23 protein-coding genes are annotated in these 23,047 nt (G+C 68.2%); 15 read left to right on the forward strand and 8 right to left on the reverse strand.

Annotation, left to right across the window (positions count from 1 at the left end; genetic code table 11):
• The first annotated feature begins 31 nt into the window (after positions 1-31).
• Both ABE546_RS06905 and ABE546_RS06910 read left to right on the forward strand, forming a co-directional pair.
• Complete coding sequence (locus ABE546_RS06905; RefSeq protein WP_080114834.1) at positions 32-331, forward strand: YkgJ family cysteine cluster protein; 300 nt, start codon at positions 32-34, stop codon at positions 329-331.
• Positions 332-342: 11 nt separating this feature from the next.
• Positions 343-522 carry a hypothetical protein gene (locus ABE546_RS06910; RefSeq protein WP_019183415.1) on the forward strand — a complete coding sequence of 60 codons (180 nt, stop codon included), beginning with the start codon at positions 343-345 and terminating at the stop codon, positions 520-522.
• Between the two features lie 45 nt (positions 523-567).
• On the opposite strand, the gene ABE546_RS06915 is transcribed toward ABE546_RS06910, so the two are convergent.
• From ABE546_RS06915 to ABE546_RS06925, 3 genes are read right to left on the reverse strand one after another with little or no spacing between them, the layout of a single operon-like run.
• Positions 568-1,449: a DUF4097 family beta strand repeat-containing protein gene (locus tag ABE546_RS06915; RefSeq protein WP_313211380.1), complete on the reverse strand. Its 882-nt coding sequence runs from the start codon at positions 1,447-1,449 to the stop codon at positions 568-570.
• 11 nt (positions 1,450-1,460) lie between these two features.
• Positions 1,461-1,973 carry a hypothetical protein gene (locus ABE546_RS06920; RefSeq protein ID WP_346463023.1) on the reverse strand — a complete coding sequence of 171 codons (513 nt, stop codon included), beginning with the start codon at positions 1,971-1,973 and terminating at the stop codon, positions 1,461-1,463.
• Complete coding sequence (locus tag ABE546_RS06925) at positions 1,970-2,554, reverse strand: sigma-70 family RNA polymerase sigma factor (RefSeq protein WP_313211378.1); 585 nt, start codon at positions 2,552-2,554, stop codon at positions 1,970-1,972. The genes ABE546_RS06920 and ABE546_RS06925 overlap by 4 nt, the downstream gene beginning before the upstream one ends.
• A 310-nt stretch (positions 2,555-2,864) precedes the next feature.
• On the opposite strand from ABE546_RS06925, the gene ABE546_RS06930 reads away from it, so the two are divergent.
• Both ABE546_RS06930 and ABE546_RS06935 read left to right on the forward strand, forming a co-directional pair.
• Entirely contained in the window at positions 2,865-3,056 is a 192-nt protein-coding gene (locus ABE546_RS06930) for a hypothetical protein (protein ID WP_313211377.1), read from the forward strand.
• Positions 3,057-3,136: 80 nt separating this feature from the next.
• On the forward strand, positions 3,137-3,718 hold the full coding sequence (locus ABE546_RS06935; RefSeq protein ID WP_313211376.1) for a mechanosensitive ion channel family protein: 582 nt from the start codon (positions 3,137-3,139) through the stop codon (positions 3,716-3,718).
• A gap of 45 nt (positions 3,719-3,763) precedes the next feature.
• Here the strand turns inward: ABE546_RS06935 and ABE546_RS06940 are convergent, their stop codons facing one another.
• Both ABE546_RS06940 and ABE546_RS06945 read right to left on the reverse strand, forming a co-directional pair.
• Positions 3,764-4,030 carry a DksA/TraR family C4-type zinc finger protein gene (locus tag ABE546_RS06940; protein WP_121038682.1) on the reverse strand — a complete coding sequence of 89 codons (267 nt, stop codon included), beginning with the start codon at positions 4,028-4,030 and terminating at the stop codon, positions 3,764-3,766.
• 109 nt (positions 4,031-4,139) lie between these two features.
• Positions 4,140-4,691, reverse strand: coding sequence for a DUF2058 domain-containing protein (locus tag ABE546_RS06945; RefSeq protein ID WP_313211375.1), 552 nt, complete (start codon positions 4,689-4,691; stop codon positions 4,140-4,142).
• A gap of 72 nt (positions 4,692-4,763) precedes the next feature.
• On the opposite strand from ABE546_RS06945, the gene ABE546_RS06950 reads away from it, so the two are divergent.
• The 3 genes from ABE546_RS06950 to ABE546_RS06960 all read left to right on the forward strand — a co-directional run bounded on the left by ABE546_RS06950 (position 4,764) and on the right by ABE546_RS06960 (position 7,679).
• The gene (locus ABE546_RS06950; RefSeq protein WP_313211374.1) at positions 4,764-5,261 is read left to right on the forward strand and encodes a M48 family metallopeptidase; all 498 of its coding nucleotides are present in this window, start codon (positions 4,764-4,766) and stop codon (positions 5,259-5,261) included.
• Between the two features lie 81 nt (positions 5,262-5,342).
• Positions 5,343-6,053: an rRNA pseudouridine synthase gene (locus ABE546_RS06955; RefSeq protein WP_121038691.1), complete on the forward strand. Its 711-nt coding sequence runs from the start codon at positions 5,343-5,345 to the stop codon at positions 6,051-6,053.
• 48 nt (positions 6,054-6,101) lie between these two features.
• Positions 6,102-7,679: a phospholipase D family protein gene (locus ABE546_RS06960; protein WP_346463024.1), complete on the forward strand. Its 1,578-nt coding sequence runs from the start codon at positions 6,102-6,104 to the stop codon at positions 7,677-7,679.
• A gap of 1 nt (position 7,680) precedes the next feature.
• Here ABE546_RS06960 and ABE546_RS06965 read toward each other — a convergent pair whose 3' ends face one another.
• Positions 7,681-8,796: an HDOD domain-containing protein gene (locus ABE546_RS06965; protein WP_346463025.1), complete on the reverse strand. Its 1,116-nt coding sequence runs from the start codon at positions 8,794-8,796 to the stop codon at positions 7,681-7,683.
• Positions 8,797-9,083: 287 nt separating this feature from the next.
• On the opposite strand from ABE546_RS06965, the gene ABE546_RS06970 reads away from it, so the two are divergent.
• Entirely contained in the window at positions 9,084-10,181 is a 1,098-nt protein-coding gene (locus ABE546_RS06970) for a Glu/Leu/Phe/Val dehydrogenase dimerization domain-containing protein (RefSeq protein ID WP_121041184.1), read from the forward strand.
• Positions 10,182-10,259: 78 nt separating this feature from the next.
• Here ABE546_RS06970 and ABE546_RS06975 read toward each other — a convergent pair whose 3' ends face one another.
• Complete coding sequence (locus tag ABE546_RS06975) at positions 10,260-13,127, reverse strand: S8 family serine peptidase (RefSeq protein WP_313219060.1); 2,868 nt, start codon at positions 13,125-13,127, stop codon at positions 10,260-10,262.
• A gap of 175 nt (positions 13,128-13,302) precedes the next feature.
• Between ABE546_RS06975 and ABE546_RS06980 the strand changes: the two genes are divergently transcribed.
• The 3 genes from ABE546_RS06980 (at position 13,303) to ABE546_RS06990 (ending at position 15,500) form a co-directional block, all read left to right on the forward strand.
• Positions 13,303-14,478 (forward strand): thiolase family protein, encoded by a 1,176-nt coding sequence (locus ABE546_RS06980; protein WP_121038700.1) that lies wholly within the window; start codon positions 13,303-13,305, stop codon positions 14,476-14,478.
• Between the two features lie 124 nt (positions 14,479-14,602).
• Positions 14,603-14,944, forward strand: coding sequence for a hypothetical protein (locus tag ABE546_RS06985; protein ID WP_088434503.1), 342 nt, complete (start codon positions 14,603-14,605; stop codon positions 14,942-14,944).
• A 151-nt stretch (positions 14,945-15,095) separates the two neighbouring features.
• Positions 15,096-15,500, forward strand: a complete 405-nt coding sequence (locus tag ABE546_RS06990; RefSeq protein ID WP_152154110.1) for a hypothetical protein — start codon at positions 15,096-15,098, stop codon at positions 15,498-15,500.
• Between the two features lie 76 nt (positions 15,501-15,576).
• Here ABE546_RS06990 and ABE546_RS06995 read toward each other — a convergent pair whose 3' ends face one another.
• The gene (locus tag ABE546_RS06995; RefSeq protein ID WP_346463026.1) at positions 15,577-17,208 is read right to left on the reverse strand and encodes an isovaleryl-CoA dehydrogenase; all 1,632 of its coding nucleotides are present in this window, start codon (positions 17,206-17,208) and stop codon (positions 15,577-15,579) included.
• Positions 17,209-17,317: 109 nt separating this feature from the next.
• Between ABE546_RS06995 and ABE546_RS07000 the strand changes: the two genes are divergently transcribed.
• Genes ABE546_RS07000 through pdeM form a run of 4 tightly spaced genes read left to right on the forward strand, consistent with a single transcriptional unit; the run spans position 17,318 to position 23,022 of the window.
• Positions 17,318-18,325 (forward strand): ligase-associated DNA damage response exonuclease, encoded by a 1,008-nt coding sequence (locus ABE546_RS07000; protein ID WP_313211369.1) that lies wholly within the window; start codon positions 17,318-17,320, stop codon positions 18,323-18,325.
• Positions 18,322-19,926, forward strand: a complete 1,605-nt coding sequence (locus ABE546_RS07005) for an ATP-dependent DNA ligase (RefSeq protein WP_313211368.1) — start codon at positions 18,322-18,324, stop codon at positions 19,924-19,926. Before ABE546_RS07000 ends, ABE546_RS07005 begins: the two co-directional genes overlap by 4 nt.
• 14 nt (positions 19,927-19,940) lie before the next feature.
• Positions 19,941-22,388 carry a ligase-associated DNA damage response DEXH box helicase gene (locus ABE546_RS07010; RefSeq protein WP_346463027.1) on the forward strand — a complete coding sequence of 816 codons (2,448 nt, stop codon included), beginning with the start codon at positions 19,941-19,943 and terminating at the stop codon, positions 22,386-22,388.
• Entirely contained in the window at positions 22,378-23,022 is a 645-nt protein-coding gene (gene pdeM, locus ABE546_RS07015; protein WP_313211367.1) for a ligase-associated DNA damage response endonuclease PdeM, read from the forward strand. The genes ABE546_RS07010 and pdeM overlap by 11 nt, the downstream gene beginning before the upstream one ends.
• The last annotated feature ends 25 nt before the right edge of the window (positions 23,023-23,047 follow it).

Consider the following 23,047-nt stretch of genomic DNA (forward strand, 5'->3'; position numbering starts at 1 on the left):
TGCACTTCTTACATCGTCCGAGCCCGACCCCATCGATTGCCGTCGTTGCGACGCGGTGTGCTGTCGGCTCACCGTCACCGTCATGCCTGACGACAACGTGCCCGGCTACCTGCTGGATACCGATGCGCGTGGCGGCACGGTGATGGCACGCAACGAAGAAGGCTGGTGCGCTGCGATCGACCCGTATCACCTGCGCTGCACGATCTACTCGCAGCGACCCGCGATCTGCCGCCAGTTCGACATGGGCGGCGATGATTGCCGCCTCGTGCGGCAGGACTACCGTCGACAACAGCAGGATCTGTCGACGTTTTCTTCCACGCTTCATCCATAGCAGGAGCATCCATGGCTCGTACGCCAAAGACCTCCCCCAAGGCAAGCAACACCGTTCGCGTCGACCGCAAGCAAGGGTCCAACTCCGCCGTCAGCAGCCAGAGCATCGCTGCGGATCTGGCTGCTTTCCGTAAAGGTGGCGGCAAGATCGAAGTGCTGGGCAATACCCTGGCGCTGAAGAAAGCCGGCTGACGTTGCTGCCGACCGCACCGGCATTGGCCGGTGCGGTGGCCGCACTCAGCGGCCCAGGCTGACCCGCACGCTCCCGGAATGGGCGTTGATCGAAATATCCCCATCGCCCGACCCCAGACGCGCATCCAGGCTACGGCCCGGGCCGTAGCGCGGCTTCTCCACCTGCCCGGCGTCGGACTGGATCCCACCACTGAACGTTTTGACGTTCAACTGCGCCGAGACATTGGCCGGCAGCTTCAGCGCGACCGAACCGCTGACCGTCTGCATCGTCACCTTGCCGCCCGGCGCCATGCCGGTCGCGCTCACATCCAGGCTGCCCGAGACGGTTTCCACCGCCAGCCGCTGGATCCGCCCGGCATTGACGTTGACCCGGCCGGAGACCGATTCGGCCGCTACTTCCCCTGACGCTCCCCCGCCGGCCAGCAACTGGCCACTGACCGTGCGCGCATCCAGGCGTGCGGTCTGCAGCTGCGAGCGGATGCCACCACTGACCGTGTTCAACGTGGTCTCGCCACTGCGCCCGGCCGCGGTGATGCTGCCGCTGACACTGTTGGCCTGCAGGCGGCGCACGTCGATATCGGCCACGTCGATGTCGGCGCTGACGGTGCCCAGCTGCACTTCCACCGAACGCGGCACGCGCAGTTCCAGGGTCGCCCCGCCATTGCTGCGGCCGCGCGGGTACTCCACTTCCCAGCGCACACGGTTGCTGCTCTTGTCCTGCTTGAGGGTGAGCCCATCGGCCATCGAACCGGTCAATGCCACGTCGTTGCGGTCCCAGCCGCGCACGGTGACCTTGCCGGCGATGTTGCTGATTTCCACGCGGCCGCCGGCACCCAGTGGGTGGCGCTCATTGACGTTGGTGGCGGCGTGGGCGACGAGCGGCAGGCACAGGGCCAGGGCGGCGATCAGGGACAGAGGAATGCGCATGGGGTTCTCCTTCAAGTGGGCAGGCCGGCGGACAGCACCGCCTGCTGGGTGAGTTCCAGCCGCAGCGCATAGGTACGCTGCAGTTGCCCGAGCAGATAGCGCGAGCGGGGATTTTCAGCGATGGCCGCGCGGATGTTGTCCGCGCTGGCATCGAGTTCATGCAGGGCCGGGCGCCACGCATCGGTGACATCGGCACTGGGCAAGGCCGCAATCGCCTGCTGGTATTCGCCGGCCATCGCATCGGCCTGGCGCTGCAGCAGCGACGGTGCCGGCGTATGCGGAACCGGCGTGGGCACCACCATCAGCAGCGCCAGTGCGGCGGCCAGGCCGAGCCCGATGCGCAGCGGCCAGCGCTCCCGCCGGCGGCGTGTCGGCAGCGTTGCCACGGCAACCGCCGGGGCGTGGGCCTGGGCCGGCAAATGTGCGGCGATGCCCTGCCAGACCCGTGCCGGCGGAACGCGCTCGGCAGGCAAGGCACGCAGGCGTGCAGTCAGTTCGTCGTGTTCGGAATCATGGGGGTTCATGCGGTTTCTCCTAAGCGTGCACGCAGCAGGCCGCGCGCTCGGTGCAGCTGTGCTTTGGAACTGCCAACGGCCATCTGCAGCTGGTCGGCGATTTCCTGGTGTTTCCACCCTTCGATGTCATGCAGGACCAGGACCGCGCGGGCCCGTGGCGGCAGTGTTTCCAGCGCGCGCTCCAGGTCCATCGAGGTGCCCGCGCAGCGGTCCTGGGCGGGCAGCATCGCCAGCGACTCCCAGCCTTCCTCACCGGCATCGCGTGCATCGCCGGTGGCGTTGGCGCGCAGTTCCATCAGCGCTGCATTCACGCCCAGGCGGTGCAGCCAGGTGCCCAGGCTGCTTTCGAAACGGAAGCCCGGCAGGGCGCGCCATGCCTGCAGGAAGGCCTCCTGCAGGGCATCCTCGGCGCGGGCCGCGTGGCCGCCGCACAGCCGCCACAGCACGGCGTACACACGCGGCGCATGCCGTCGGTAGATGCGTTCGTACGCGGTCACGTCACCGGCGGCTGCGGCACGCACCAGGGCGTGGTCGTCGGCGGCATCGGCCTGGTTCGTGGCGCTGGAGGCGGGCATGGTCGTGTCGAGCATATCCGTTGGATGCGGGGGGCATGGAAAAGGTTTAAGCCCGTTCTGACTTTCTTTTCAGGTGCCTCCGCTTGGGGCTGCCGCGAGCGTGAGGGCCCCGTAGCAACCGGCGGGCCCTCGGCAAATGTCCCCCGGCCGCCGCCTGAAGGCGACGACCTCCTCCTTGATTTTGCCCAGGGGCCTACCGGCCGCTACGGGACTCGCGTGTGGCACGCGTGCGGCAAGGCGGATTATTTCTGCGGTCTTTAAACCTTCCTGGCCGACGCGGCATCCAATCCTCTGTCACTACCGGCGCCCGCCAAGGAGTATCCCCATGTCATCCAGTTGCCTGGCCGTGCTGCTCTCACTGGCCACCGGCTGCACGCTGCCGTGGAGTCCGCTGCAGATCCGGCTCACGCTGGCGCCCGAAGCGCCGGATGTCTGCCTGCAGTACGCGCAGAACGCGCCGCTGTGCGCCTCGGCGATGATCGCTGCGTTCGATGTGTACGGCAGCCCGCGGCCGTAAGCGCACACCACGATGCGGCGAGGCGCATCGGCATTACCATGGCGGGATCGGCACTATCGCTGCAAAGGAATTCCGCCCCCATGAAAGACCATCTGCCCGCCTGGACCCACGAATGGCTGCACTACGGGGTCCCTGCCCTGCAGATTCTGGTGACCCTGCTGGTGGCCTGGCTGCTGCGGCTGGTTGCCCGGCGGCTGATCCGCCGCGTCGGTGAGCACTACACACTCCCGCCGGAAATGATCATGGGCGCACGTCGGGTGTTCACCTTCCTGGTGTATTTCACCGTGCTGCTGATCGTGCTCAACATCGTGGGCGTCTCGGCAACGGTGCTGTGGACCGCCTTCACCGGGTTCGCCGCGGTCGGCGCGGTGGCGTTCTTCGCCGCGTGGAGCGTGCTGTCCAACATCTTCTGCACGCTGCTGATCTTCACCACGCGGCCGTTCCGCCTGCACGATTACATCGAGCTGCTGGAAAACGGTGAGAAGCCTGGACTCAAGGGCCGCGTGATCGACATCAATCTGATCTACACCACGTTGCAGGAAACCGGCAGTGGGCATGAAGGCACGGTCCTGCAGATGCCCAACAACATGTTTTTCCAACGCACCGTGCGCCGTTGGCGCGATCCTTCGCAGGCGCCGGGCGGGATTCAAGGGGACGGCTGAGTCCCGCCGCCGTCGGCCAGGCAATGCCCGCTGCGGGATCGATACCTAGCGCAGCTGGCTGTCCTTGCTGCCGCGGCGGTTGTAGCCGCTGCCCTCCTGCTGGGCGGCGTCCTCTTCTTCCTGGCAGCGCACGCATAGTCGTACGCCGGGCACGGCCTTCCGCCGCGCCTCGGGAATGGGCGCGTCGCAGTGCTCGCAGTGGGTCAATCCGGGGCCGTCGCGCAACTGTGCGCGGGCCCGCTGGATGGCCTCATCGACGGTGGCGTCGATCTGATCCTGGACGGCGCCGTCGCCTGCCCAACCTGTCGCCATGATGTGTCTCCCATGCCGGTGTCAGGCCACCAGCATAGACCCGGCCCACGACGCCGAGCCGACGTGGGGCTGAACGCCCGCGGCGCCGGGTGAACGCTTCAGACGGGGCTTACCAGACCAGGTCGTCCGGCACCTGGAACTGGGCGTAGTACGCATCGTCCTCGGCGTTGCCGGTGCTGGGCTCGCTGCCGGGCTGGCTGTTGTCGAGCACGATCACGCTGGCATCGCGCTCGCGGACCTTCTCGGCCGCCGCCCGCGGCAGCAGTTCGAAGCCGTCGCCATGGCGCACGATCACCAGGCTGCCCGAGGCCAGCTGGCGGCGCAGCACGTTGTTGACCAGCAGGGTGCGGATCAGCGTGCCATCGTTGAAGCGGTACTCGCTCTCGCCTTCACGCTTGACCTTGTGTGCCTCGACGATCTGGCGGACCTGGGCCTGCAGTTCCTGGGCGTGGGCCTTGGCTTTGCGCTCGGCTTCCAGCGCGCGATCGCGCTCGGCCTTTTCCGCGCGCAGGCGCTCGGCCTCGCGCTGGCTTTCGCTGGGCGCGGCCGGGGCCTTGCCGTGACGGGCTTTCACCTGTTCACGGGCGGCCTGGGAGACCTGGGATTTCTTGACCAGCCCAGCCTTGAGCAGCTGCTCCTGCAGGGGATTTGCCTTCGCCATACGCCTAGCATCTGTTGTTGCGGGATTCCGGAGGCCATCATACTGGTCTGCCCGTCCCGCCCCAACCGCCCGATGACCGCCCTGAAGTACCTCGCCGGCTATCCCGACGCCCTGCAGCAGCAGGTGCGCGAGCTGATCGCGGGCGACCGGCTGGGGCCGTGGCTGGAGCAGCGCTATGCCGAACTGCATACGGTCCGCAACGACCGCCAGCTCTACGATTACACCCAGGGCCTGAAAGAGCGCTACCTGCGCCAGTCCGCGCCGCTGTCCAAGGTGATCTACGACAGCAGGCTGCAGGTGCTCAAGCACGCGCTGGGCACCCACACCACGGTCTCGCGGGTGCAGGGCAGCCGGCTCAAGGCCAGCCGCGAGATCCGCATCGCCACGGTGTTCCGCGAGGCACCGGCGCCGTTCCTGAAGATGATCGTGGTGCACGAACTGGCCCATCTGAAGGAATCGGACCACAACAAGGCCTTCTACCAGCTGTGTACCCACATGGAAGCGGACTATCACCAGCTGGAGTTCGATCTGCGCCTGTACCTGACCCACCTGGAACGCACGCCGGCCTGAGCCGCAGCGGCCCTCATCGCGCAGCGCCGGGCCCCAGCCAGTACACTCCCCGCCCGTTTCCCGTTTTATGTTGCCTGCCCCATGACCGACCCGATCCGACTCGACAAACGCCTGACCAGCCTGATCGGCTGCTCCCGTGGCGACGCCCAGCGCTACATCGAGGGCGGCTGGGTGACCGTCAACGGCCAGGTGGTCGAACAGCCGCAGACGATGGTCACCGACGAGGACATCGTGCTGCGCGAGAACGCCGAGGCGACCCGCACCGAGACCGTGAGCATGCTGCTGCACAAGCCGGCCGGCATGCGCTCGGACGAACTGTGCGCCCTGGTGACCCCGGAAAGCCGCAGTGAACTCGACGCCACCGGGGTGACCCTGCTGCAGCGGCATTTCCACGCCCTGCAGCTGGTGATGCCGCTGTCCGACGACGAAAGCGGCCTGGTGGTGGTCAGCCAGGACGGGCGCGTGATCTCGCACCTGAAGGATCGCGGCGCAACGCTGGAGCAGGAATACCTGGTGGAAGTCAGTGGCGAGCTGGCGCCCTACGGCATGAAGCGCCTCGCGCACGGCCTGAGCTTCCGCAGCTGGCCGTTGCCACCGTGCAAGGTGAGCTGGCAGAACGAAACCCGCCTGCGCTTTGCGATCAAGCCGGTGCATCCGGGCCAGCTGCGCGACATGTGCGCCCAGGTCGGGCTGGAGGTCATCAGCATCCGCCGCCTGCGCATCGGCCGCGTGGCGATGGGCAAGCTGGTCCCGGGCCAGTGGCGTTACCTGGCACCGGACGAGCGTTTCTAAACCGCGCCAGCACTCGCCCTGCACGCCCCGGCCGCTTACGATCGGGGCATGACCGAGAAAAAACCGTTCTGGCGCCGGCTGCTGCGCTGGCTGGGGATCGTTGTCGCCCTGCTGATCCTGCTGGTCCTCAGCGGCCTGCTGCTGGCCGACCACCTCACCCCGCAGGCCGTGGGCGAGCGTTCGACGGTGCTGCCCACCCAGGCCGACCAGACCCCGATCGATCGCGAGCTGGTCCGCCTGCAGGCCGAGCACCCCGGCCAGACCGGTGTGGCCTTCCTGTCCGACGGGCTGGACGCGTACGCCGCACGCGCGGTGATCACCCAGCACGCCGGGCGCAGCCTGGACCTGCAGTACTACATCTGGCACGACGACCTCATCGGCCATCTCATGGCCAACGAGCTGTACCGCGCGGCCGAGCGCGGCGTGCGGGTACGCATCCTGCTCGATGACATGAACGCGCAGGACAAGGACGCGCTGATGATGGCGCTGGATGCGCACCCCAACATCGAGATCCGCCTGTACAACCCGTTCCGCAACCGCAACGGACTCTGGCGGCTGGTCGAGATGGTGCAGCGCGTTTTCAGCGTCAACCACCGGATGCACAACAAGTCATGGATCGCCGACGGGCGCGTGGCGATCGTCGGTGGCCGCAACATCGGCGAGGAGTATTTCAGCGCACGCCCGGATGTGAACTTCCGCGACCTGGACCTGCTGGTCGCCGGCGAAGCGGTGCAGCAGGCCAACACGATCTTCGACGATTACTGGAACAGCGATACCGCTGTGCCGATCCGTGCGCTGGCGTTCTACACCGAACCGCAGCTGCGCCTGCTGATCCGCGAAAGCGAGCACGAAGCGCGCCTGGACAGTGCCAAGCCCTATCTCGAACGCGTGGCGCGCTCGCAGGCGGCGAAATCGTATTACCGCGATGCGCTGGATCTGCACTGGTCACACCACGTGGAGATCGCCTCGGACCCGCCGATGAAGCACCGCCGCGACGATCAGGCCGACTGGCTGGTGACGCGCCTGGTGCAGGAGCTGGAAAGCGCACAGCACAAAGCCTTGCTGATCTCGCCCTACTTCGTTCCTGGCGAGGACGGCACCGAGGGCTTGGGCGCGATGGTCGCGCGCGGGGCCCAGGTCGCGGTCATCACCAACTCCCTGGCTGCCAATGATGTGGCCGCCGTGCACAGCGGTTACATGCACTACCGGGCACCGTTGCTGCGCAGTGGCGTGCAGCTGTACGAGCTCAAATCGCGCGGCAACGTCGATGGCGGCGGTCTGTTCGGCAGCAGTGGCGCCAGCCTGCACACCAAGGCGTTCATGATCGACGACCAGCGCGGCTTCGTCGGCTCATTCAATCTGGACCCGCGCTCGGCGTATCTGAACACCGAGATGGGCGTGCTGTTCAACGATCCGGTGCTCGCCGCGCAGCTGCGCGAGGAGTACCTGCGCCTGGCCAGCCCACGCCAGAGCTACTGGGTGGCCCTGGGACCGGACGGCGACGTGCGGTGGCTGGAGCGCGATGCGCAGCCGCCGCACTGGCTGTATACCGAACCGGACACCGGGTTCTGGCTGCGGGCCAGCGCACGCGCGATCAGCTGGCTGCCGCTGGAGTCGCAGCTCTAGCTCAGCCGGCCTGGGCCACGTCGCGCTCGGCCTCGTCGCCCTCCAGCGTTTCCACGGCGCGCCCGTGCACGCGCCGCCAGATCCACTGCAGTGCGTGCGGCGGTGTGTCGTCCAGTTGCTCCAGCAACGCCAGGGCCTGGACCTGACCGATCTGGCCATGGCGGCACAGCAGGCTGGCCGCCGCCGCCGCACGGGCAAAGCGCAGGCTGGCCGCCAGCCCACTGCCACTCTGGCGGATCAAGGCATCGTGCACGGCCTTGGGCAGCTCCCATGCCGCGGCGATGCGGCTGGCCACCGGCAGGGTCCAACTGTCGAGAAGATCCGCCGCCAGCGCGCGCGGCGGGGCGGCGAGCGCCTGTTGCGCGCAGGCATCGAGCAGATGGCGCATCACCAGCGCCGCGCCCAGGCCCTGGGTCAGGCCCAGCCACTGCGCGGCGAAGCCATCTTCATGGGTCACCGTGCGTGCGTGGTCGGCGGCAGCACGCGAGGCCAGCAGCGCATGCTCCCAGATCACCGCACTGAACTGGGGAAAGGCATCGCACTGCAGCTGCATCACCGGCTGCACCAGCACCGCGCTGATGATCTGGCGGATGCCATCGGTACCGACCAGGGTGACCGCACGCTGCAGGGTCTCCACCGGGCGCGCCTGCACCCGGTAGACCGGGCTGTTGGCGATGCGCAGCAGATTGCCGGTCAACACCGGGTCCTGGCCGATGATCCCGGCCATGGCGCGCGCCGAGGCGTCGCTGTCGTTGACGGTCTGGATCAGCTGCGGCAGCAGCTGCGGGCGGCGGGGCAGGTGTTTGGCCGACCAGTCCCGCGCCAGCAGCGAGGCGGTGACGGCATCACGCAGTTCAACGGTGCGCGGGGCCGCGGCGTCGGCGGCATCGCCACTGCGCGGCACCAGTGCCAGGGTATGCAGCCCGGCCTGCAGCACCCCCACCGGATCGGTACCCGGCGCTACCGGGGCAACCGGCAACGCCGCGGCTCGCCCGTGCGTGGCAGTGCCACGGGCCATCGACGGCGCCACCACGGCACGCCGGTGACGGAGCACAGCGGCCATGCCAAGCAGCGCCAGCACGGCGGCGCCGACAACTACAGCGCCGATCATGCCCATGGCCCTGGACGCGCCGGGTCCCGCACTTGCCTTGTTGCGACTGCGCCCACGTGATCCTTCCTGCGATGACCGGCCATCCACACCGTTGCCACGGCATCGGCCTGCGCTTCAGCAACTTTAATGGCCGTGGGGCGCAAGACCCCTGACAACACCGTCCGTCGGAATGCACTAGAATGGCGCCGCGCGACCCGTCCGAGACCCGACGACGTCGCTTTTTTTGTTTTACAACCCACCTTTTGCTGGCGCGTTCGCCGCTGTTCGCCACCGTTCGCACCATCGGAGCCACCATGTTATTTGAAACCCTCGAAACCACCGGTCACGAACAAGTGGTGTTCTGCCACAGCCGCGACGCCGGTCTGAGGGCGATCATCGCCATCCACAACACCACCCTCGGCCCGGCCTTGGGCGGTGTGCGCATGCGTCCCTACGCCAGTACCGACGAGGCCCTGGCCGATGCGCTGCGCCTGAGCCGCACCATGACCTACAAGAACGCCCTGGCCGGCCTCAACGTGGGTGGCGGCAAGGCGGTGATCATCGGCGACCCGAAGCGCGACAAGACCGAAGTGCTGTTCCGCGCCTTCGGCCGCTATGTCGATTCGCTGGGTGGCCGCTACATCACCGCCGAGGACGTCGGCACCGATGTCAACGATATGGAGAACATCTACCTGGAGAGCGAGTACGTCACCGGCGTCCACCAGGTGCATGGCGGCTCCGGTGACCCGGCACCGTTCACCGCATACGGCGCGCTGCAGGCGCTGATGGCGTCGATGCAGCACAAGCTGGGCCATGAGGAAGTGGGCAAGGCCAGCATCGCGGTGCAGGGCCTGGGCCATATCGGCATGGAGCTGGTGAAGCTGCTGCGCGATCGTGGCGCCAAGCTGTACGTCAGCGACCTGGACAGCACGCGCGTGGATCGCGCTGTCACCGAATACGGTGCAGAGGCGGTCAAGCCGGAAGACATCTACGACGTCAACGCCGACATCTTCGCGCCCTGCGCGCTGGAAGGCGCGATCAATCCAGACACGCTGCCGCGCCTGAAGTGCAAGATCGTCTGTGGTACCGCCAACAACCAGCTCTCCAGCCTGGAGGTCGGCGATGAACTGCACGCGCGCGGCATCCTCTACGCACCGGATTACGCGGTCAACGCCGGTGGCGTCATGAACGTCTCGCTGGAGATCGACGGCTACAACCGTGAGCGCGCGATGCGCCTGATCCGCAGCATCTACCACAACCTCGGCCGCATCTTCGCGCTGTCGCAGAGCGAGGGCATCGCCCCGCAGCGCGCCGCCGACCAGATCGCCGAATCGCGCATCCTGTCGATCGGCAAACTGAAGATGCCGCTGGGCCGCAGCACGCCGCGCCGGGGCAGCCTGCGCGGCAACTGAGCCGCTGCGCTGACAAACGAAGAGGGCGCGATCATCGATCGCGCCCTCTTTTTTCGTGCGTCGCGGCCAGGCCCGCGTCTAGAACCCAGCCGAATACCGCAGCTGCGCCTGACGCAGATCGCCGCGTGGCCCAAAGCGCTGGTCGTACCCGAATGCCAGGCGGCTGTTGCGGCTCAACCATGACTCCAGCGAAAGCCCGAACAACCCGCCCGAGCGGGCCGGCTGCACCCCGGCCACCGGCGCCCAGGCCTCGACACCGACGAAGCTGGCATCCAGCGAAAGGCCGTCGCTGGACAGATGCTGCTGCCATTCGGCATAGCCGCGCAGCGACCAGCCGCCCCAGCGCCGCTCGGCGCGCAGGCCGGCCAACGCCTGGCTGCGCGTACTCACGGCATCGCGCGCGCGCAGACCGAAACCCATGCCGCCTGTTTCACTGAAACCATCGCTGTCCACCCGGGCGTACTCGGCGCCCAGGTAAGGCGTCAGCGAGGCGGTGGCACTGCCGAAACGGTAGCCCGACTCCACGCTGGCCGCACTGAAGCTGCCGCCATAGCGCGCATTGACGCCGTACTGCCCCGCACCGAGCAGCAACTGGCGATCGATCTCACGGGTGAACTGGCCCGCGCCGACCTGGCCCATCGCATAGGCGCGGCCGGTGCCCCAGCCGGCATACACCTGCGCCTGCGACTGACGGTCGCGGCCGCGGTCACTGCCCCACTCGCGGCTGCCGTAGCTGCGCGTTTCACCGAACGCGACACCGAGCATGCCGTGGCTGCCCAACGCCATGTCCTGGCCCATCATCCAGCCGCGGGTCGCCACGCCGTTGCCGGCGAAACTGCCTTGGCCCGCCTCGCCCAGCGTGCTCTGCCAGGCACCGCGCAGGCGTGGCACGGCCTGCACCTCACCGAGCCGTGCCGACAGCGCACGACGGTTCATGTCGATGCTGTCGAAGGTCGCTGCCGTGGCCAGGGCATGCGCCTTGCCGGAGAGGCTGTCCAGGCTGGCCTGCAAGGCGCTGGCGCCATCCACCTGCTGCAGCTTCCCGGCCCCGTCGGCAAACCCGTCCAGTGCCGCACCGTTGCGATCCAGCACTTCAAACGCGGATTCGACCCGCGCTGCCGAGGCCAGCGCCGTGCCGCCCAGGCCGGCCTGGAGGCTGGCGCTGGTGACGCTGATGCGATCGATGACCATGGTGACGTCGTTGTTGGCGTGCAGCAGGCTGGCCTGGAGCAGGCTGCCGGGTGCCAGTCCGTTGGTGACGCTGGCGAACGTGCCGGCCACCCCACCATCGGCGTGCAGCAGTGGCTGCGTGCGTCCGTCACGGGGCACGTAGCCGGCGATGATGCTGTCCACACGGACCGTGCCGGCCAGCGTGGCGGTGCCGTTCACCATGAGCGGGTTGGCCCCCAGTGCCACGACCAGTTGCGCGCCGGCACGCTGGATGTAGTTGCCTTCGATGACCGCATCGATGTTGTCGCTGCGCAGCATCACGCTGGCGCCGTTGTCCACGTTGCCACTCACCCGCGTGGTGCCGTTCATGAACTGCAGCGCCGCGCCGTTGGGGTCACCGGCCTGCGGCACGATGAGCACGTTGGAACGCAGCGACGCACCGCCGCGCAGCGCGAGGGTGCCGCGCTCGATGAACGTGTCACCGGTGTAGGTATTGGCGCCGGCCAGGGTCAACGCACCCGTACCCTGCTTGGTCAGTCCGCCGCTGCCGCTGATGTCGTTGCTCCATACCGAATTCAGCCCCGGCGTGCTGACATTGACCGTCGTATCGCCCCAGTCCAGCCTGGCCGGACCGTTGATCGCCTTGGCGATGTTGAGCAGGCCATAGCCGAACGTTCTGTCCACGCCGGCCGCACCGAGATCGGTGGCCGTGCCGAGCAGCGTCTGGCGCACCAGATCATTGGTGAAATACGGGTACTTCTGCCACACCAGGGCGGCCGCGCCGGAGACCAGCGGCGCCGCGTAAGACGTGCCCGAACCGTAAAAGTACGTTGGCGTGCCCCCTTTGCTGGCGGGATCGACGTAGGCCACCGTGCCCGGGGCGGCCAGGCAATAGCGTGCCGCCACGCCACAGGCGTTGGCATACGAAGCCAGCTTGCTCGGGTCGGCGGTGTCCACTGCGGTCACGCTCAGCCAGCCGCGTTCCAGATCCGCAGCGGGCAGGCTGCCGCCCGGGCCGACCTGGCTGGGCAGCGCCGCCATGCTGGACGGATTGGGCTTGCTCTCGTTGCCGGTGGCGAACACCACCAGGCCGCCGTTGCTGAGGATGAAGGGGCGGTATTCCTGGGCGATCGGCGCGGTGGCGGAGGGGTTGGTCCAGTACAGGCCGCCCCACGAGTTGTTCATGATCTTGACGCCGGCGGCGATCAGATCCTGATGCACACCGTCCAGACCGACTGCACCGGTGATCTCGTTGCCACTGCCCGAACCGTCATCGACGGGGCGCTTGTCAGCAATGATGCGCGCCGAGACGATCTGCGCTTCGCTGGCCACACCACCCGGCCAGCTGCCGACCCTGGCGCCGGCCGCCAGCTGGGCCACCACGGTGCCGTGACCGACCACGTCATCCACATTGACATTGTTCACGCGGGGATCGACATAGGTGTAATTGGCCAGCACCCGCCCGTTCAGTGCCGGGTGCTCGCGGTTCACGCCCGAATCGACCACGCCGATGCGCACGCCGGACCCGGTCCAGCCGGCAGACTGCGCCGGGCCCGCCTGGACGATGCTCAGGTGCGCATCGATGGACGGCTGCGGCGGCGGGGCCGTGGTCGGCGGCGGAGAAGGCGGTGTGGTGGGCGGCGGCGACGGGGGCGTGGTCGGGGGAGGCGACGGCTCCAGGTCCCCGCGGACATTGCTGCCCCCGCCTCCGCACGCACTCAGTGCCAGCGCCAATGCCGCGGCCAAGGCCGACCTGCCGATCACAACCTGCTTCATCCCTGCTCCCCTTGTGAATGGACCTTCCCCACCTGCCTGCCCCCGGGCAGACACCGGCAGTCAATGCCGACCCTCTATACTGGACCGACCCCCACGCAGTCTGCCGGGAAATGCGTCGGCTTCCAACGCCCGCGTTCCCATTCCGCTCTTCGCTCACGCACCAAAGAGATTGCACATGTCCAACATCGTCATCGCCGCCGCCAAGCGCACCGCCATCGGCTCCTTCCTGGGCCAGTTCAACGGCGTGCCGTCCCCGACCCTGGGGTCCACCGTGATCGCCGCGGCCCTGGAGCAGTCCGGAGTACCGGCTGCGGACGTTTCCGAAGTGATCATGGGCTGCGTGCTGCCGGCCAACCTCGGTCAGGCGCCGGCCCGCCAGGCCGCGATCGCCGCCGGGATTCCGGTCTCCACCGGCGCCACCACCCTCAACAAGGTGTGCGGCTCGGGCATGAAGGCCATCATGCTGGGGCATGACCTGATCAAGGCCGGCTCGGCCAGCATCGTGGTCGCCGGCGGCATGGAGTCGATGTCCAACGCCCCGCACATGATCCCCAACTCGCGCACCGGCAACCGCTTCGGCAACTTCCAGGTGATCGACCACATGGCCCACGACGGTCTGGTCAATGCGTATGACGGCAAAGCCATGGGCGAGTTCGCCGAGTGCACCGTGGAGAAGTACCAGGTCAGCCGCGAGGACCAGGATGCCTTCGCCATCGAATCGGTGCGCCGTGCGCAAGCCGCCCAGGCCAATGGCGCTTTCGATGGTGAAATCGTTCCGGTGAAGGTCAGCACGCGCAAGGGTGAGGTCGAATACGCACAGGACGAGCAGCCGAGCCGCTCGGACATCGCCAAGATCCCGACCCTGCGCCCGGCGTTCAAGAAGGACGGCACGGTCACCGCCGCCAGCTCGTCGAGCATCTCCGACGGCGCTGCCGCCGTGGTGCTGCTGTCCGAAGAAGATGCCGCCGCCCGCGGGCTGCAGCCGCTGGCCCGCATCGTCGGCCATGCGACGCACTCGCAGGCGCCGGAATGGTTCACCACCGCCCCCATCGGTGCGATCCAGAAGCTGCTGGAGAAGACCGGCTGGACGCTGGACCAGGTGGATCTGTTCGAGATCAACGAAGCCTTCGCCGTGGTCGCGATGGCGCCGATCCGCGAGCTGGGCATTCCGCACGACAAGGTCAATGTCAATGGCGGCGCCTGCGCATTGGGTCATCCCATCGGTGCCTCCGGTGCACGGCTGGTGGTCACGCTGGTGAACGCATTGCGCAAGCGTGACGCCAAGCGCGGAATTGCTACCCTGTGCATCGGCGGCGGCGAAGCAACCGCCATCGCTATCGAATTGATTTGATTTGATTTAACGCGCATTTCTCAAAACTGAATGCGCGATCGCTTGACAGCCAATCGTGGCTTGTCATCATGTTGCCGGGCGCGCAATAGCGCGTTGCCTAATCTAACGACGAGGATTCACAACAATGAGCATCAACAAGCTGCTGATCGCAATGGCCCTGGGCCTGGCTCTGACCGCCTGCTCGAAGCAGGAGCAGGCTGCTGACGCCGCCGCTTCGGCCAACGAAGCTGCCGCTGACGCCCAGGCCGCTGCTGACCAGGCCGCTGCTGCTGGCGCCCCGGCTGCTGACGCTGCCCAGGCTGCTGCCGACACCGCCACCACCGCTGCTGACGCTTCGGCCGATGCCGCTGCCCAGGCTGCTGGCGCTGCCACCGACGCTGCTGCCGACCAGGCTGCTGACGCTGCCAAGGCTGCCGAAGGCACCGCCGAGAAGGCCAAGGACGCTGCTGAAGAAGCCAAGAAGTAATAACTTCTTTCTTCAAGCAAGTCTGAAGAAGCCGCTGGTTCGCCAGCGGCTTTTTCTTTGGGCGCGTGTTGTGCATGTCCTGCCGCGCACCGGTTCTTCACAGGCGCATGAATAGGCTGGCCTCCCATCCATCGCCGTTCTGGAGCGCCACATGAAGATCCGTCCGCTGACCACCTCCCTGCTGGCTGCTTCCCTGCTGCTCGGCCTGGCCGCGTGCAAGGGCCCGGAGGCCGAACAGGCCCGCCGTGATGCCGCCCAGGCCGCCGACAGCACCAATGCCGCCGCGCGCGAAGCGGTCGACAAGGCCGCGGCCGCCACCCGCACTGCCGCCGACGATGCCGCTGCCGCCTCCGAGCGCGCCGCCGCCGACACCCAGCAGGCGCTCGACCGCGCTGCCGCAGCGACCTCCGAGGCCGCTGGCGAGGCCAAGGTCGCCGCCAAGGATGCGGCTGCCCACGCCAGCGATTCCACTGCCGATGCCGCGCAGAAGGTCGCCGACAAGGCGCGCGACGTTGCCGACGATGCCAAGAAGAACGCCAACGAAGCCAAGCGCTGAGTCCGGCGTCCCTCACGCCGCCTTCGGGTGTGACCAACGCCCCCTCTCCTGAGGGGGCGTTTTCATTGGGGCGCGTTCACGGCAGCGCGCGGCTCAGCACGGCCGCGAAGTCCACGTCGGCCGGCAACGTCCCGAACGCCATCCCATGCTCGGCACCCAGCCGCGAGCGGATGAAGGCCGATGCGTTCGGGCTCTGCGCGCGCAGCAGTACCGCGGCCTGCAACACCAGCGCCAGGCGTTCGGTGATACGGCGGGCCTGTGCTTGTTCCGGCGTTGCCGCGAGCTGCATGCGCAACGCCCGCAGGGCGGCGTCATAGATCGCATCCACACCGGCCACCGCATCCAGCTCGGCGTCCAGCGCCTGCAGCACCTGTGGTTCGCGCGACAGCGCACGCAGCACATCCAGGCACTGGATGTTGCCGCTGCCTTCCCAGATGGAATTCAACGGCGCTTGACGATACAGCCGTGGCAGCATCGACTCTTCCACATAGCCGGCACCGCCGAGGCACTCCTGCGCTTCATTGACGAACACGGCCGCGCGCTTGCACACCCAGTACTTGCCCACTGCCGTCGTGATGCGCGCGAATGCCGCCTGCTGCGGATCCGTCCCGGCCTGATCCACCGCCCGTGCCACGCGCATGGCGAACACCGTGGCCGCTTCGGATTCGATCGCCAGGTCCGCCAGTACGTTGGCCATCAGCGGATGCTCGCTCAGCCGCGTGCCGAAACTGCTGCGATGCCGGGTGTGATGCAGCGCCTGCGCCAGCGCCATGCGCATCTCGGCGGCGGCACCGAGCATGCAGTCCAGCCGCGTCATCATGACCATGCCGATGATGGTCGCCACCCCGCGCCCCTCCTCGCCCACCCGCTGCGCCCAGGCCCCGCACAACTCCACCTCGCTGGAAGCGTTGGACCAGTCGCCAAGCTTGTCTTTCAAGCGCATCAGACGGAACGCGTTGCGGTGGCCATCGGCCAGGCGCCGCGGCATGAGGAAACAGCTCAGGCCGCCCGGCGCCTGCGCCAGCACCAGGAAGCCATCGGACATCGGCGCGGAGAAGAACCACTTATGACCCACCAACGCATAGCTGCCATCGGCCTGGGGCTCGGCCCGCGTGGTGTTGCTGCGTACGTCCGAACCGCCCTGCTTCTCGGTCATGCCCATGCCCAGGGTGATCCCGGCCTTGTCGGCAATCGGTACGTCACGCGGGTCGTAGTGAGGCGCTGCCGCCTTGTCCGCCCAGGCGGCGAGCGACGGATCCTGGCGCAACACGGCGACCGCAGCGTGGGTCATCGTCAACGGGCAACTGGTGCCCGCCTCGGCCTGGTGATGCAGGTAGCTCAACGCCGCACGTGCCACGTGCGCGCCGGGGCGACCATCGTGCCAGGACAGCCCGGCCACGCCATGCGTTTTCGCCGCCGTCATCAGCTGGTGGTATGCCGGATGGAACTCGACGGTATCGATGCGATGGCCCTGTGCATCGTGGGTGCGCAGACGCGGGCGATCGCGATTGGCATCGAAGCCGATCCGATAGAGCTCATCGCCGGCGAGACCGCCATAGCGCGCCAACTGGCCCGCGAACGCGGCGCCGCCTTCGCGCTGTACTGCCTCGGCCAGCGCGACGTCGTCGGCCCACAGATTGCGCCCCCCGAAAGGTGGCGGCTGGTTGCTCACCTGGTGTGTTTCGAACGCGGGCAATGCAGACGTCATCACGGCGACCTCCTTGCAGACAGATGCACCGATTCTGCCGCATCCCCCTGCAGGCCGCCGTTCATGCGGATTCTCACCTCCTGCACGAGCGCGGCGGCACAGTGCAGGCATGAACACCGATGCCGACAACGACGATCTGGTGGTGCTCCGGCCCGAGGGGCTGTACTGCCCGGCCGGTGATTTCCACATCGACCCGTGGCGGCCGGTGCCGCGTGCGGTGATCACACACGGCCATGGCGATCACGCGCGCAACGGCATGGGCCATTACCACTGCACCACGCAGACCCTGCCGATCCTGCGCTGGCGCCTGGGCGATGTGGACTGCACCGCGCACGCGTACGGCGAGCGCTTCGCCCTGGGCGACACCGAGGTCTCGCTGCATTCGGCCGGGCATGTGCTCGGCTCGGCCCAGGTGCGTATCGCCCATGCAGGCCGGGTATGGGTGGCCTCGGGCGACTACAAGCGCCAGCCCGATCCGAGCTGCGACCCGTTCGAGGTGGTGCCCTGCGACACCTTCATCACCGAAGCGACCTTCGGCCTGCCGGTCTACCGCTGGCCGGACACCTCGCAGGTCGCCGCCGACATCGTGGCCTGGCGGCGCGAGTGCGAAGCGCGCGGCGAGGCGGCCGTGCTGCTGTGCTACGCGCTCGGCAAGGCGCAGCGGATCCTCGCCGAGCTGCTGCCACTGGATGACCAGCCTGCACTGCTGCATGGCGCCATCGCCACCGGCGTGGCGGTGTACCGCGAAGCCGGGATTCCGATGCTGGCGACCGAGCCGGTCAGCGAACAGGCGCGCGGTGCCGAGTTCGCCGGCAAGTTGATTCTTGCCCCGCCCTCGGCCGCGGGCAGCGCGTGGATGCGCCGCTTCAAGCGTGCGCAGCTGGGCTTTGCCTCCGGCTGGATGCGGGTGCGCGGCAACCGCCGCCGCCGTAACTACGACCGTGGCTTCGTCGTCTCCGATCATGCTGACTGGCCCGACCTGCTGCGCACCATCGCCGAGACCGGTGCCCGCCGCGTCATCGCCACCCACGGCAATACCGATGCGCTGATCCGGTTCCTGCGCGAGCGCGGTGTCGCCGCCGAAGCGTTCGCCACCGGCTACGGGGACGAAGAATGAAACGCTTCGCCGCGCTCTACAGCGAACTCGACCGCAGCACCGCTACCGGCGACAAGCGCGCTGCGCTGGTGCGCTACTTCCAGCAGGCGCCACCGCACGACGCGGCATGGGCACTGTTCCTGCTGGCCGGCGGCAAGGTCACCAGTGCGCGGCAGAAGATCGCCGGCAACGCCGAACTGCGCACGTGGGTGGCCGAGATGTCCGACACACCGGCGTGGCTGGTGGACGACAGCTATGACCAGGTCGGCGATCTGGCCGAGACCCTCACCCTGCTGATGGACGACCCGGTGCAGGCCGGAGCGGATATCGCGCTCGCCGACTGGATCGAGCAGAAGCTGCTGCCGGTCGCCAATCAACCCGAACCGGTGCGCCACGCCGCGATCACGCAGGCGTGGCAACAGCTTGCCTTCGACGAGCGGCTGGTGTTCAACAAGCTGCTGACCGGCGCGCTGCGCGTGGGCGTATCGCAGCGGCTGGTGCAACAGGCACTGGCCGAATGGTCGGGCCTGGATATCGCGCGCATCGCCCAGCGCATGCTCGGCAGCTGGGTACCCACGCCCGGGCTGCTGGCGGCGCTGCTGTCCCCGGAAGAGCGGCCGGAAGATCGCCAGCAGCCCTATCCGTTCTTCCTGGCCTCACCACTGGAGGCGGAGGTCGACACGCTCGGGCCGATCGACGACTGGCTGCTGGAATGGAAATGGGATGGCATCCGCCTGCAGGTACTGCGCCGCCAGGGCGAGGTCGCGCTGTGGTCGCGCGGCGAAGAACGGCTGGATGGGCGCTTCCCGGAGATCGAAGCGGCGGCGATGGCGCTGCCCGATGGCTGCGTGATCGATGGCGAACTGCTGGCCTGGGCCGACGGCGATGATCTGCCGCTGCCCTTCACCGCGCTGCAGACGCGCATCCAGCGCCTCAAGCCTGGCCCCAAGACGCTGCGCGATACGCCGGTGCGCGTGCTCGCCTACGATCTGCTCGAACTGGACGGTGACGACCTGCGCGCCTTGCCGCTGTCGCAACGGCGTGCGCGCCTGGCCGAGGTGCTCGCCACGCTGGCCGACCCGCGCCTGATGCTGTCGCCGGCCGTCCGCGTGGCCGATTGGAGCGCGGCGGCCGCGCAGCGCGATCTGGCCCGCGAGCGCGGTGTGGAAGGGCTGATGCTCAAACGCGGCGACTCCGTCTACCAGGCCGGGCGCCGACGCGGCGACTGGTGGAAATGGAAGATCGCCCCGCTGACCATCGATGCGGTGATGATCTACGCGCAGTCCGGCCACGGCCGGCGCAGCACGCTCTACACCGATTACACCTTCGGGGTGTGGGACGGCGAGACGCTGGTGCCGGTGGCCAAGGCCTACTCGGGTCTGGACGACAAGGAAATCCTCGCGCTGGACCGCTGGATCCGCGCGAACACGATCGAGCGCTTCGGGCCGGTGCGCAGCGTGCGTGGCGAGCAGGTGTTCGAGCTCGGCTTCGAAGCGGTGAACCGCAGCAAGCGTCACAAGTCCGGCATCGCCGTACGCTTCCCGCGCATCCTGCGCTGGCGGCATGACAAGCCGGCCAGCGAGGCCGACACGCTGGCCCAGCTGCAGGCGCTGGCGCGGTGACGCGACGCGAGGCCATGGCCCGCCTGACGGCGTGGTTCGCCAGCCGGGGCTGGGCACCGTTGCCCTTCCAGAGAGCGATGTGGCGGCATTACCTGGCCGGCGGGTCCGGCCTGCTGCACACACCGACCGGCAGCGGCAAGACGCTGGCGATGTTCGGTGGGCCGCTGCTGCAGGCACTCAACGATCCACCGCCCCGAACCACCCGCGGCCGCGCGAAGACGCCCGTACCGGTCCTGCAGGTGTTGTGGATCACCCCGCTGCGCGCACTGGCCGCCGACACGGCGCGCGCACTGCGTGAGCCGCTGGATGCCCTCGGGTTGGACTGGCAGGTGGGCCTGCGTACCGGCGATGCCAGCGCGCGCGACAAGCGCCTGGCGCGTGAAGGGCGGCTGGATGTGCTGGTGACCACGCCCGAATCACTGGCGCTGCTGCTGAGCTATCCCGATACGATGGCGCGCCTGCAGCACCTGCGCTGCGTGGTGGTGGATGAGTGGCACGAACTGCTCGGCAACAAGCGCGGTGTGCTGCTGCAGTTGAATCTGCGCCGCCTGCGCGATGCCCTGCCCGCGCTGCAGGTGTGGGGGCTGTCAGCGACGCTGGGCAATCTGGACGAAGCGCGCGAAGTGCTGTTGCCCGATGTGCCCGATGCCCCGCTGGTGGCTGGTGCGCGGCCGCGCCCGGTCAGTGTGGAAACGCTGCTGCCCGCGCAGGGCGAGCGCTTCCCGTGGGCGGGCCATCTGGGTCTGTCGCAGTTGCAGCGCGTGCTGGAAAAACTGCTGACAGTGCGTACCAGCCTGCTGTTCACCAACACCCGTGCCCACGCCGAGCTCTGGCACCAGGCGCTGTCCGCGGTGTGGCCGGAAGACCCGGCCACGCTCGCGCTGCACCACGGCTCGCTCGACCCGGCGTTGCGCCGCGCGGCCGAGGAAGGCCTGCGCGAGGGCCGGCTGCGCTGCGTGGTCGCCACCTCCAGCCTGGATCTCGGCGTCGATTTCCCCAATGTCGACCAGGTCCTGCAGATCGGCAGCCCCAAGGGCATCGCACGGTTGCTTCAGCGTGCGGGGCGCGCCAGGCACCGCCCCGGCGAATCGGGCCACATCGTCTGCGTGCCCTCCCATGCGCTGGAGCTCATTGAGTACGCAGCGGCAAGGCGCGCGCTCGCCCATGGCCACATCGAAGCACGCCGGCCGCTGCGGCTGTCCCTGGACGTGCTGGCGCAACATGCCGTGAGCTGCGCCCTCGGTGGCGGCTTCGATCCCGATGCGCTGTTCGAGCAGGTACGGCGCACGCATGCCTTTGCCGGGCTGGACCGCGCGCACTGGGAGGGCGTGCTGGAGTTCATCGTGCAGGGCGGGCGCGCGCTGTCGCAGTACCCGGACTTCCACAAGGTCGTGCGCGATGACGATGGCCTCTATCGCGTGCATGACCGCCGCGTCGCGCTGCGGCATCGATTGTCGATCGGCACCATCACCAGCGATGGCAGCGTCATGGTGCAGTTCCTGCGCGGCGGCCGGCTCGGCGCGGTGGAGGAACAGTTCCTCAGCCGGCTGCGCCCGGGCGATCGCTTCCAGTTCGCCGGCCGCCTGCTGGAACTGGTGCGGCTGGAGAACCTGACCGCCTACGTGCGCGTAGCGCGCGGCGGCGATGGGGTGGTACCGCGTTGGCAGGGCGGTCGGTTGCCGCTGTCGGACGCGCTCGGGCATGAAATGGAAACCGTGCTGGCCCACCCGCCCGAGAGCCCGGAGATGCAGTGGTTGGCGCCGCTGTTGGCGCTGCAGATGCGCCTGTCGGCCCTGCCCGGGCCCGAGCTGCTGCTGGTGGAGCATGTCCGCCGGCGCGAAGGCCAGTTCGTGTTCGTGTATCCCTTCGCCGGCCGTCAGGTCAATGAAGGGCTGGCCGCGTTGATGGCGATGCGCTGGACGCGCCTGCAGAGCAATACGTTCGGTTACGCGGCCAACGATTACGGTTTCGTGCTCGCCCCGGCGCGTGCGATTGAGATCGATGCGGCGCGCGTGCGCGCGTTGCTGGAACCGCAGGGACTGCTTGCGGATCTGCGCGAGAGCCTCAATCTGGGCGAGCTTGCCCGACGCCAGTTCCGCGACATCGCGCGCGTGTCCGGCATGCTGGTACCCGCGCTGCCGGGGCGGACACCGCGCAGCCTGCGTCAGCTGCAGGCCTCCAGCGGATTGCTGTACGACGTCCTGCGCCAACATGATCCGGATCACATCCTGCTGACGCTGGCCGAACACGAAGTGCTGCACGATCAACTCGATCTCGACAGTCTGGCCCGCGCCCTCACCACCTGCCAGGCGCGCACGCTGAGCCTGCAGCATCCCGCCAGCTTGGGCCCACTGTCCTTCCCACTCTGGGCCGAGCGGCTGCGCGGCCAGCTCAGCAACGAAGACTGGAAGACCCGCGTCCTGCGCGCCGCACAGCAACTGGAGAAGCGCCATGGCGCCTGAACTGCCGATCACCCTCGCCGGCGAGACCGTCCATCTGCTTGGCGCGCGTGCGCTGCATTGGCCGGCACGGCACGCACTGTTGATCGCCGATCTGCATCTGGGCAAAGCCGACCTGTTCCGGCGATCGGGCATCGGCCTGCCCAGTGGCGGCACCTCCGATGATCTGCAACGGCTGGGCGCGATGGTGCAGCACCACGACGTGCGCCATCTGTGGATTCTCGGGGATGTCCTGCATGGCGCGGCGCATCGCGCGGCGTGGTACCGGCAATGGCAGGGATGGCGCGAGCAGCATTCCCACCTGTGGATCGGCGCGCTCGAAGGCAATCACGACCGGGTGTTGCCCAAGGCCGACCTGGGCATCGAACTGCTCGGCGAGCGTGTGCAGGAGGGGCCCTTCCTGCTGCGCCATGCACCGCAGCGTCAGCCGGGCCTGCATGTGCTGTGCGGCCATCTGCACCCGCTGGCGCGCCTGCCCGGCATGCAGCGGCGGTGGCCGTCGTTCTGGATGCGCGAGGGAATGACGATCCTGCCGGCGTTTTCCGGATTCACCGCCGGCATCGCACCGGTGCTCGGTGCCGGCGAGCAGCTGGTGGCCTGTGTCGAAGACCAGGCCATCGCGTTGCCGGCGCGCTGATTCGGACAGCGCGCGACGTACGTGA

Source organism: Stenotrophomonas sp. TWI377 (genome assembly GCF_039674525.1).
GTDB lineage: Bacteria > Pseudomonadota > Gammaproteobacteria > Xanthomonadales > Xanthomonadaceae > Stenotrophomonas.